This window comes from Salegentibacter sediminis (assembly GCF_002078605.1).
In the GTDB taxonomy this organism is placed as follows: Bacteria; Bacteroidota; Bacteroidia; order Flavobacteriales; family Flavobacteriaceae; genus Salegentibacter; species Salegentibacter sediminis.
The window spans coordinates 39,100-50,742 of the sequence record NZ_MSJR01000012.1 but is presented as its reverse complement, the minus strand read 5'-3'; the positions used below and the strand labels follow the sequence as shown (position 1 = coordinate 50,742).

Annotated in this window: 7 protein-coding genes; 3 read left to right on the top strand and 4 right to left on the bottom strand. The window is 40.2% G+C overall.

The window, feature by feature from the left end; all coding sequences use genetic code 11:
• Positions 1-14 precede the first annotated feature (14 nt).
• The 3 genes from BUW93_RS14015 to BUW93_RS14005 all read left to right on the top strand — a co-directional run bounded on the left by BUW93_RS14015 (position 15) and on the right by BUW93_RS14005 (position 6,534).
• Entirely contained in the window at positions 15-1,586 is a 1,572-nt protein-coding gene (locus tag BUW93_RS14015) for a sensor histidine kinase (protein ID WP_081212367.1), read from the top strand.
• Positions 1,587-1,589: 3 nt separating this feature from the next.
• The gene (locus BUW93_RS14010; protein ID WP_081212366.1) at positions 1,590-2,312 is read left to right on the top strand and encodes a response regulator transcription factor; all 723 of its coding nucleotides are present in this window, start codon (positions 1,590-1,592) and stop codon (positions 2,310-2,312) included.
• A 244-nt stretch (positions 2,313-2,556) separates the two neighbouring features.
• Entirely contained in the window at positions 2,557-6,534 is a 3,978-nt protein-coding gene (locus BUW93_RS14005) for an HYR domain-containing protein (protein WP_081212365.1), read from the top strand.
• Here BUW93_RS14005 and miaA read toward each other — a convergent pair.
• Genes miaA through BUW93_RS13985 form a run of 4 tightly spaced genes read right to left on the bottom strand, consistent with a single transcriptional unit; the run spans position 6,531 to position 11,643 of the window.
• Positions 6,531-7,448: a tRNA (adenosine(37)-N6)-dimethylallyltransferase MiaA gene (gene miaA / locus BUW93_RS14000; protein WP_081212364.1), complete on the bottom strand. Its 918-nt coding sequence runs from the start codon at positions 7,446-7,448 to the stop codon at positions 6,531-6,533. The genes BUW93_RS14005 and miaA overlap by 4 nt on opposite strands.
• Positions 7,441-8,277: an ion transporter gene (locus BUW93_RS13995; protein ID WP_081212363.1), complete on the bottom strand. Its 837-nt coding sequence runs from the start codon at positions 8,275-8,277 to the stop codon at positions 7,441-7,443. The genes miaA and BUW93_RS13995 overlap by 8 nt, the downstream gene beginning before the upstream one ends.
• A 29-nt stretch (positions 8,278-8,306) precedes the next feature.
• Positions 8,307-10,280, bottom strand: coding sequence for a DUF3857 domain-containing protein (locus tag BUW93_RS13990; protein ID WP_081212362.1), 1,974 nt, complete (start codon positions 10,278-10,280; stop codon positions 8,307-8,309).
• Positions 10,273-11,643, bottom strand: a complete 1,371-nt coding sequence (locus tag BUW93_RS13985; protein WP_081212407.1) for an exonuclease domain-containing protein — start codon at positions 11,641-11,643, stop codon at positions 10,273-10,275. The genes BUW93_RS13990 and BUW93_RS13985 overlap by 8 nt, the downstream gene beginning before the upstream one ends.

The window sequence follows — 11,643 nt, the reverse complement described above, 5'->3', positions numbered from 1 at the left end:
TTACTTTTGAGGGCATGAATAAAAAGCTTTTCTTCATCCTGGTAGTCTTGATGAGCCTCTCACTTATTGGGATAATTTTCGTCCAGGGATATTGGATTAAGGGTGCGGTTGATGATAAGGAAGAACAGTTTTCGTATAACGCGAAACAGGTATTGATAAAGGTTTCTAATGAAATACAAAACAGGGAGTTAGAAGAGTATTATATAAAATTTATTGATTCTGATTCCACAAACTCTAAGTTGGAAGAATCTAAGCTCACCGAATATTCCTATACCAGCGAAAATAAATTACGCAATCAGTCGCTCTTTCATACCGAATCTATCCTGGAGGAGGATTATAAAGTTTCTTCGGGCTTCTTAAGTGCTACCAGCGATAGTATTCCCTTCACCAAACTTATAAATAAACGGGTTACCAATATTGTTTCCCGGCGAAACCTTGATGGTAACAATACCCTTAGCGCCCAGCAACAAATTTCCCGCATGATGAGGATGGACCAGGTAGAAAAGGATATCCTGCGAAGCAGTATTGCAGAATATACGAGTAAGCTTCCGCTTCATGACCGGGTAAGCGATGAGGTGATAAAAAGACTTATTACTAAGGAACTGAAAAACCGCGATCTTGTTACCGATTTCGAATACGGAATTTACAGCAACTCAATCGCTACAAACCTTCATTCTGAAAATTTCAGTTTGAATCACCCAGCCACTTATGGAGTGCCTCTTTTTTTAGATAATACGGGAAACAGCAATTATCAGTTGCTGGTGAATCTCCCCGGAAAGAAAAAAGCCGTGCTCTCTTCTGTAGTGCTAATGGCAGCCCTCTCTATAATCTTTACGCTTATTATAGTTATCGCTTACTCCAGCGCTTTATCTCAATTGATAAAACAACGACAGATCTCTCAGATCAAAACCGATTTTATCAATAATATGACTCATGAATTTAAAACGCCTATCGCTACCATCAACCTCGCCCTGGACGCTATAAAGAATCCTAAGATCAAGAACGATGAGGAAAAAACCAGTCGATATTTGCAAATGATTCGGGATGAGAACAAACGCATGCATGGGCAGGTAGAGAATGTGCTGCGCATCTCTAAGCTGGAAAAGAACGAGCTCGATCTTAAAAAGGAAAGAATTCAATTGCACGACCTGGTTGAAGAAGCCATGACTCATGTGCAACTTCTGGTAGAAGACCGTGGAGGTTATATTAAAACTCATTTTGCGGCTTTGCGTTCTTCCATCCTGGCCAATCCCGATCACTTTACCAATGTGGTGGTGAATATTCTGGATAATGCCGTTAAATATTCTACCGAAGAGCCCAAAATAGATGTCTATACCGAAAATGTAAAGAACTATATCATCCTTAAGATCCGCGATCAGGGGGCGGGGATGAGCAAAATTGTTCAGAAGAAAATATTCGAAAAATTTTATCGCGAACATACCGGTGATATTCACAATGTGAAAGGCCACGGATTAGGTTTGGCATACTCCAAACGCATCGTGGAAGACCATCACGGGGAGATCACCGTAGAAAGCGAAAAAGGAAAAGGAAGTACTTTTATAATTAAATTACCACTAATATCTTAATATATGGAAACTGAAAACAAAAAAATCCTGTTAGTAGAAGACGATCCGAACTTCGGAACTGTTCTTAAAGATTATCTGGCGATGAACGACTATGAGGTCACTCACGCCAAAAACGGAATGGAAGGCTTTGAGAAATTCAAGAAAGACGATTTCGACCTTTGTATACTTGACGTGATGATGCCTTATAAAGACGGGTTCACCCTGGCTAAGGAAATTCGCGAGAAGAATGAAGAAATTCCTATTATCTTCCTTACCGCAAAAGCGATGAAGGAAGACGTGCTTAAAGGCTATAAAGTTGGAGCCGACGATTACCTGAATAAGCCTTTCGACTCTGAAGTCTTGCTTATGAAGATAAAGGCTATTATGCAGCGAAAAGCAACCGATAGCGTTGCCGATAGCAAGCAGTTTGAATTTAAAATTGGTGATTTCCATCTGAATTCAAAACTGAGGTTCCTAACCTTCCAGGACGAAGAACCTCAAAAACTCTCACCAAAGGAGAACGAATTACTGCGTTTGCTTGCCCTGCATGAGAACGATCTTATGCCCAGGGAGTTGGCGCTAACCAAAATTTGGAGAGATGACAACTATTTTACCTCCCGTAGTATGGACGTATATATCGCCAAACTGCGTAAATACCTGAAAAAAGACGAAAACGTGGAGATCCTGAATATTCACGGTGAAGGTTTCAGGCTGGTGGTGAAGAACAATGAAAACGCAGAAGCTTAATTGCTGAAAATTTTCAGTTTCTAAAACAGGCCTGAAAAATAAGTGCTTTTCAAAAGCACCAACCGGAAGATAAACTTTTGTTTTTCGGGCCTTGTTTTAAACTGAATCCATGGATCTTTTCTCTTCTTAACAGCTTTGGGCTTCCCAGGGGCAATTCTGTTATTTTTTCTTAAGATTTCGCTGCGGGCTAATCACTTCAGCAAACAATATTTATCTTTACTTCGCTTGCAGCTTAAAGATCACTATGAAACGCCCGTTCGAGACAGCCTTGTATGGAACTTTCCGGTACCTTCCGGGCAGGTGCCCACTACCTTTCTTTTTAGTGTTTTTTCTCCTGAATATTTTTGTGGGCAGGGGACAGAATGATTGTACTATCTCCAGCTTAGCACCTGATCCCACGGAGGAAAGCCCAATTCCTATAGATATTGTTCTTGAAGCATCTATAAACCGCGAATTAGTTGCAGATGATTTTGTGGTAATAAACGGGAATATCGGGAATATTGAGAGAGATAAACCTGAATTTGTTAAAGGGGCAGAGGATATTGAAATAGAAAATTTTCAGGTCCAAGGTGATCCTTTCGAAATATTATCAATGGGTATACCGGAATTTCTAGCTGATGAATTTGGGGATGCGGTGATTTCTATTTCTCAATATACAGAAGATGATATATTTTACTTAACATATAGTAATGGAGTGAAAACGCTGAACTTAGTTACTGAGAATAAACAGGCTACATCAATTTCGGGTGGGAATTTGAGTTCTCCTCTGGATATCGAGGCCAGCCTTCCTGGCAGTAATCAGAAATTATACTTAGCAGATAAAGGGGAACAACAGGTTAATGTATATAATAATAGTGCAACAGCCAAAATAGACGATTTTAAGGTTCCTAATTATGATTCTAGTAATGATGTAGGACCAACTGGTATTGTAACGGATAGTTTCGGGAATATTTTTGTCGCAGTTGCATTTACTCCCAGTGGTACCTATGATGTTGAATATGATAAAGTAGCAGTGTACCAACCCGGTAATTATAATAATCCTATAGTTTTTCCGCCTGATGATTCGGAAATAAAATTAGATAGACCTTATAGAATAGCAGTTGATAAAACGGGAAGAGTTTATGTAGCTGATAGTGGAGGTTCAACTTCTAATGGCAGGGTTTTGATTTTTGATGAAAATTACAATCATATTCACACAATTGAGGGAGCCCAGGACAATATTGGAGCGCCCGGTAGTGTTGTAGTAGATGATTTTGGATATATATATGTTATTGATTATCAAGATGACATAACTTTTAATGGTATCTTCCAAAATCCCGAAGACTTAATTTCAGAATATGATAAGATAACATCTACAAGTTATTCTATAAATGTGTATGATTCAAATGCTAATTTTGAATACGTAACGGAATTTAATCAAGGTTTGAATTTACCTGTGGATCTTGAAATTGATTACTGCGGAAATATTCTGGTAAATAATTTAGAACTTACTGGTCCTGCACCAGGAATTTTTTCAGGAATAGATGTCAATTTCGATTTCCAATTAAAAACCTTCACGAGATATGATAATTTCACTGCCGAAGTAACTCCCGAATCAGAAGGACTTGTGAAAGTGAATCTGAATTCGGATAATAGTTTCTTTCTTTGCGATCCCCAACCTGAATGTGAATTTTCTATAACTTATGAAACTGAACAAACACAGGAGCCCGTAGTAACCTGCCCTCAAAACTCAGCATTACCTGAATTACCACTTGATGCAAATTGTGATTATCAATTACCTGATTGGGGTGATCTAATTACAACGGAGAATTTTACACCTACCTTCAAGGTTGTAAACGAAAATGAAGTTAATAATAAATTACAAATTGATGTTGAGGTCTTAAACGGAACTGATCTCATTGAAATCTGCTCTTTAGAGTTTGATCTGGTGGATAATATTGAACCGTTAATTACCTCTTGTCCCGAGGATGAAAATATTAGCCTTGCACCAGGGGAAACCTATACGGTTCCAAACTATCAACCTATGATAGGAATTTCTGATAACTGTGATTCTGGCCCTGAGTACTCCCAAACTCCAATTCCCGGTGCTGAAATTTCAGAGAACACCCCCGTTAACATTACAGTGACTGATGCTTCCGGTAATGTTTCAGATGTTTGCTCTTTTGAAATTATTATAAAGGAAAAAGAGGTGTTTGAAATTAATTGCAAAGATTCCTATACCGTAGAACTAGGCTTAAATGAATCGGTAGCCACAATTCCAACCGAGGAATTTGTGAACGGTGACACCTCGGGAATAGATTTCGAATTAAATGAACAATATTTTGATTGTTCCGATATTGGAACTTTTCCACTTGTCATAAATGCTAAAGACAGTCAAACAGGGGAAACTGCCTCCTGTACGGTAGAGGTAACAGTTTTGGACAAAGGTGCCCCACTATTGATTTGCCAGGCATCAACTCTCCAATACAGTTTTCCTGCCGGAGGTAGCTTTGAAGTTCCTAATCTTTATGAAAACCGGGTTATTGATAACTGTGATGATTTAGAAGATCTGACGATTGTACAAAATCCACCGGTAGGTACAAAATGGGATAAACCCGGGACTTATACCGTAACCTATTCTGCAACCGACACCTATGGTAATTATGATGATTGTACCGTTACCATTGAGCTTTCCGAGGAACAAGGCCCGTTTATAACCTGCCCTGATGAAAATGATATTGCCCCAATAATTCTGGATGAAGATTGTGACTTTGAGGAGCCTGACTATACATCGGAGGTCGGAACCGGTAATTTCACGAATTCACCCACTATAACACAAAGTCTTCAGCGTGTAGACAATACTCTCGAAGTAGAAATTGAAGTTTTTGATGGACAGGATTATATTGGCACCTGCAATTTTTCGGTAGATATTATAGATGACAGCGATCCCGAGATCGTATGTCCTACTAATATTTCGAAAGAGATTCCTTCAGAAGAAAACTCAGCCATAATCAACTATACTCCCCCCCAGGTTCAGGATAACTGTGACAACGCCCCAAAACTGGAATTGATTGCCGGATATGAGTCCGGGGAGGCATTTCCGCTTGGTTCCACAACCGTTACCTGGCGGGTTACCGATGATTCGGGAAATCAAACAGAATGTAGTTTTATTGTTCTCATATCTCAGGAAGACGGTTCTAACCCCACCAACTCAGCTCCCGTAGCGAATGATGATAGTTATTCGGTAGATCAGCATGATGTTTTAAATAAAGCTGCTCCCGGAGTTTTAGAAAATGATACCGATGCAGAGAATGATGTTTTATCGGTAATTCTGAAAGATGGTCCTCAATACGGAACTCTAAGTTTAAATTCTGATGGCTCCTTTACTTATGAACCTAATGCGGGTTATTCCGGCCCAGATAGCTTTACCTATATTGCCAACGATGGCACAGCCAATTCCAATGTGGCTACGGTGAGTATTACAGTCAATTCTGATAATTCTGGCTCTGACTTCCAATGTAAAGACGAAATCACTCTCCAACTCGATGCCTCCGGGGCTGCAAGCCTGCAACTTACCGATCTTTACACGGGGGATGCTTCAGGATTAAATCTTGTAGCTTCTCAATTGGATTTTACCTGTGACAATATTGGAGAAAACACTATTGAACTAAGCTGGACAGGGCAGAGCAATGATTCCTGTGAGATTAAAGTGATCGTAGAGGATAATATAAAACCTGTAGCCCAGGTTAGTTTCATTAGTGTCACTCTCGATGAAAACGGCCTGGCAGAGGTCGCGCCCGAAGACCTGGACGATGGCTCTTATGATAATTGTGGAGATTTAACTTTTAGTCTGGATAAAACACGTTTCACCTGTGAGGATACCGGGCAGAATTCTGTGTCTTTTACCATCACCGATGCCAGCGGAAACTCCTCCAGCATAAACACCATAGTATCTGTAAATGCTAATCCAGGCACCTGCACCGAGCCCGTGCGGGATAATGATTATGTGTTCCTTTATCCAAACCCTACCGATGGGCTGGTGAAGATCTCAACCCCGCAGGAGGTCACGGTAGAACAGGTTTTTGTTTTCGATAAACGGGGCCGGCTTATTCTTTCTAAAGACTTTGATAAGAGTGATCTGGAATATGAGCTGCAGATAGACGGAGTACAAAATGCGGTCTATACGCTACAGCTTCTAACCAATGAAGGGGAAATTATCAGGCGTTTGATTATACGGAACTAATTCTCCCCGGCAATCTTTTCTTCAATATATGCTACAATATCTTCTGCCGGGCAATTATATTGAAACCAACGAATCTGTTCTTGTTTTCTAAACCAGGTAAGTTGTCGTTTTGCAAACCGCCGGGTGTTTTTCTTGATCTCTGCAACTGCGGTTTCCAGGGAATGTAATTCTTTGAAATAATCAAATAATTCTTTATAGCCCACTGTATTAAGGGCATTCAGGCGGCGTTTGGGGAACAGGGCTTCTGCCTCCTCTAAGAGACCTTCGTCCATCATCAGGTCTACACGGCGGTTGATGCGCTCATAAATTATTTTTCTGTCGGCTTCCAACCCGATATTGATCGCCTTAAAATTTCTTTCGGGTTTTTTCCGGTTTAGAAAAGAGGAATAAGGCTTTCCTGACCCTATACAAATTTCCAAAGCCCTGATGAGTCGGTGCGGGTTTTGGAGTTCGGCTATTTCATAATATTCGGGATCCAATTCTTTTAGTTGTTGTTGAAGCGGTTCAATTCCTTTGGTCTCATACTGAACATTCAGCTCTTCCCTGATCGCAGGATCCACCGCCGGAAAATCATCCAGTCCTTCCAGGATGGCTTTTACATAAAGTCCGCTTCCCCCGGCCATGATCACGACCTTATGTTCTTGGAATAATTCATCCAGTTTTTTTATCGCGTCCCTTTCAAAATCCCCCACCGAATAATTGTCTTCCACCGAGATATGCTGAATAAAATGATGCGGGGCTGCTGCAAGCTCTTCCGGGGATGGTACGGCTGTACCTATTTTCATTTCTTTGAAGAATTGCCTGGAATCGGCAGAGATTATTTCGGTGTTAAAGTGCCGGGCCAGTTTTATGGCCAGGGATGTTTTTCCTATCGCGGTAGGACCCGCCACTGTGATAAGGTAATTCTTAGACATTTAATTTTTTTCCGCAGTTATGACAGTATTCGGCATTGTTTAAGTGCTTTGTTTCATTGCAATACGGGCAAACCTGGGTGTTGGTAGGAATTTCTTCTTTACTGCTCCTGCTATATTCTGCGCTAACAATTCCTGTAGGGACGGCTATAATCCCGTAACCCATGATCATAAGCACAGAAGCGAGTAACCGGCCTAAAGGTGTTACCGGGTGAATATCCCCAAATCCTACGGTAGTCAGGGTTACAATAGACCAGTATATACTTATGGGGATATTCTCAAAACCGCCGGCCTCACCTTCTACCAGGTGCATTACTGTACCTGTTATTATACAGATAATAAGCACTGCAAATAAGAATACGAGAATTTTAGGTTTGCTGTTTTTAAGAGCATTTACCAGTTTATTGGACTCACCAATATAACGGGTGATCTTTAATATCCTAAATACTCTTAACAACCTTAATGCTCTAATGGCAAAGAGAAGATTACTGCCTCCAAAAACAAACGCGATATATGTTGGAAGGGTAGACAGCAGGTCTACAATTCCGTAGAAGCTGAATATGTATTTTTTTGGCTTTCGAATCGTTATGATTCGCAGGATATATTCAACCGAAAATATAATGGTGATAACCCATTCCGCGATATAAAAGCTCCAGTAATACCTGGAGCGATAACTCGATACGCTTTCCAGCATAACAAGGATTATACTCAATAGAATAACGACCAGTAGAGCTATGTCAAAGAATTTCCCTGCAGGCGTATCTGCTTCATAGATAACTTCATGAAGCTTTTTTTTCCATTTTGGTGGCTTGTAATCGTCTTTTTCTTTCAAGGAAATTCCGGCTTAGCGTTCTCTCAAATTTAAGTATTTTCTTTTATTGCAATTAAGGATTGATTCTGTATTTCAAGAATGTCATTAAAAAACTTCTTGAGGTATGGGTAAAAACCTGAAACATATAAAGCCCTGTTAAAACTTATTCGGTAATGAATAAATATATTCTTCTCATCAGTTTGTTTTACAACCAGCTGAATTCTACCTCCATCCTCGGGTAAAGTTATCAATTTTTGTTCTGGCAGTTCAATTGGGCTGTAATTTTCGGGTAGCTCCACATTTACCGAATAGGTATAAACATCCTTATAACCAAAATCTATAGGATAAGTTCTTTCTTCGAGCTGAAGTGGATTTTTGCTGAAAAACCTGAAGCTAAACGGATTGAGATAGATCACTTCATCGATTTTCTGTGAAGTTGTGCTTAATTCATGCTGAATTTGGAGCGGGTTGCTTACCTGTTGATGATTTTTGAAGCTGGAAGTAACCACTCCCGTTTGTTGTGCAGGATTAGAGAGTCTTCCGGCAATTTCTGAAACCTGGAGGTTTTCGAGTTTCTTACGGGCAGAAACCGCATGTAAACCCGAGTATATTTGCTGGGAATGCCCCGTAGCAATTCCTGCCGCATCCACCTTGAGAGAATCGCGATAGTAGATAGCTGAAAAATGCTTGACTTCAATATTTATCCAGGAACTTCCGTTTTTAAAATCAACTAATCTTCCGTATCCATTAAGAGCTCTAAATGGTATTTCTCCAAAATCCAGGTATTTTTCAGTGGCGTCTACAAGAAATTCCTGGTCGTCGGTTTTAAGCTGGAGAAATAAATAATTAAAATCATTGATGACCGGGTGGAGCTTTGTGGGAAAACCATTAGCACGGGTAGCACTTAAAACGGGCAAAACTTCAAAACCCTCACTTTCATAGAGATTATGAAGAAGTATATTTATCCCTGAAATATTTCCCGATTTATCCCTGATAACATCCTTAAGATTAAAATCGCGGTACAGCTGGTATTTTCCGTTCCATTTATAATTATTTTTCACAAAATTATAGATCCCCTTTGCTTTTTCGATGTTATTAGGAAGTTGACTCAGGCTATCGGGAAGCAGGTCCTTTACAAGGCGGGTGCGGCTTAATTGCCGGCCAATTGATTGTTTGCTTTTTAACTGCTTATCTACATCCTTCCAGGAAAGGGTGAATTTTCTAATCTGTCCGTCGAGTTGGGTCACCTCTTTTAATTCATAAACCAGCCGGGCAATGTAGTTGTATTTTGAAGTTAAATAAGATTCTTCTATAAAGGCAGGAATATCCCTGATTTCATAAAATGCATGAACACAATCTCCGCTTTCGCTAATTCCATCTGGTTGAAAGCAATTTTTTATAATGCTAACATCATTCTTGTTAAAAGGTAATCCTCCAATGCTCCTGATATTGTAATTGAAATTTCCCGGAATTCGCGTTTCAAAAGTGCTGGAAACTTTTGGAATTTCATCCTGAAACCACCAGGTTTCAAAGCTATAGCGAAAAGGACTTTCCTTTTGGTAAGTATAGGTGAGAACCGATCCGGGAGTCACATTGGGAAAGGTGAATTTTATGAGGTCGAAATCCGGATTTTCTTCGGTGTAGATATCATCGGCTGAAATTTCTGTAGTTTTTACCCGTCCCTCCTCAAGAGTGTAGGTTATGGCTTTTATATTTCTGATCTTCTCTTTAGCACTTTTATTTTTATAAAGCCTGATAGAAATACTCGCCTGGTCATAAGCTTCCTGGTTGAGGATCTTTATTTTTGCGGCATAATCGGTTATTACATTGTAGTTGCCGTCATTTTCATATCGGCTGTAGCCATTCTCGAAAATGTACCAGGCATTTGCAGTAGTGTCTTTTTCGTAAGATGTGGCCTTTAGTTCCTCTAAAGAAGGTTTGTAGGCGGTAAGATTGAAATTTTTTTCCTGGGAAATTGAAGTTAGGCCTGGCAGAAAAAATAGCAGAAGTAAAAGTTTATTCATGTACTGAGAGTTGGATGATTTTTAATCTTTTGTTACGCCTTAAATAACTCTGAATAATATGCTGGGCATCCCGGTCATTTTTCATCGGGGTGATAATAGATCTTATAATGTCCAGGTGATTGATTTGATGATTGAGGTTGTAATAGCCAACTCCTTTAAACTCTCCTTCCTCTACCAGGAGCGCGCTCTTTTCATCGATATCCCGCCCCTTATCTATCACGATCATATTCTGGCTGGAATAAGAGTGCTTAGCTATAAGCTCCCGCGCTCTTTCGTTATATGTCTCTGCAGTCTCCTCGTTTACACAAGCTCCGTGGCAGGTTTTTATGCTGTAATTAAAACAATTGCCCGTTCCTTTCTCCAATCCGCAAAGCCGTTTGCAGAGCTCATATTCCTCTACCCACATTTCCAGAACGTTTCTCGCCCGTTTTAAAGAGGAGAAGGTGGTGATACTGTTTGCTCTTCCTGCTTTTCCTATTTTAAAGTTGATATAACCTCGCTCATCGGTGTGATGGTAGAGGGCGTGAGAAAAAACATTTCTCTTTAAGGCTTTGTTGTATTTGGGTTTATTGTGTTTTATCTCCTGGTTCTCTTTAAGCAATGCAATAAGTTCATTTCCTGTAGCTTCATAGCTCACCGATGCAACTTCCTTTTGCATTTGCCTTGATTTATGATGCTCGTTGGTGAAATGCTGATTCACTCTTTTTTTGATATTTTTGCTCTTCCCGATATAGATGATTTCTCCTTCTGCATCATGCAGATAATAAACCCCGGTAATCCCCGGAAGATCTTCCACCATCCTGATTAGTTTGCTGTCCAGGTTGCGTTTTGGCTCTGCCCGTACTGCATCTTTCAGAATGTCTTTCTCCACATCTTTAGCCAGAAGCATCTTAAAGAGTTTAACCGTGGCCTGAGCATCTCCGTTGGCTCTATGCCGGTCGCTTAATGGAATTCCCAGCGCCCGTACTAATTTCCCAAGGCTGTATGATTGTTGCCCGGGAATAAGTTTTTTAGAAAGCTCTACCGTACAAAGCGATCTTCGCTCATAGTCGAAACCCAGTCTTCTGAACTCTGTTCTGAGTATCCGGTAGTCAAATTTGGCATTGTGAGCTACCACCACACAATCTGTGGTAATCTCTACAATTCTTTTCGCTACCTCATAAAATTTGGGCGCATTTCGAAGCATCTCATTGTTAATGCCGGTAAGGTTAACCACGAAAGGCTGAATAGGCTTTTCAGGGTTCACCAGGCTTATGAATTGATCGGTGATCTGGTGCCCGTCGAATTTGTAAATAGCAATCTCGGTAATTCCTTCCTCATTGTATTTTCCACCAGTCGTCTCTATGTCTAAAATTGCGTACAA